Origin of the sequence: Bacillus sp. SIMBA_008 (assembly GCF_046535495.1) — a bacterium.
Lineage (GTDB): Bacteria > Bacillota > Bacilli > Bacillales > Bacillaceae > Bacillus > Bacillus subtilis.
In genome coordinates, this window is record NZ_JAWRWL010001282.1 from 1 (window position 1) to 235 (window position 235).

Below are 235 nucleotides of genomic sequence, written 5' to 3' on the forward strand. Positions count from 1 at the left end.
GCCTCTTCGCCCGTGAGGATCCTCGGCTCGCCCAGAAACGCGACGTCGATGTGCGCGCGGCCGGCGATGAGCTCGCCGTTCTCCACGCGCACGCGAGGCGCGGTACCGAGCAGGAGCCAGACGAGAAGCGCCGCGGTTCCGACGCCGATGGCGAGGGCTGCGGTCTGGTTGAAGCGCACGAAGACGAGCGACACCATGGGCGCCACGATCGCGGCACCCACGATGAACTTCAGCG

1 protein-coding gene is annotated in these 235 nt (G+C 69.4%); it reads right to left on the reverse strand.

Translation table 11 applies throughout. The annotated features are described in order from the left end of the window. Window positions 1-235 (reverse strand): DUF3093 family protein (locus SB658_RS27560; RefSeq protein ID WP_410603750.1); only part of this gene is annotated, 235 nt, incomplete at both ends.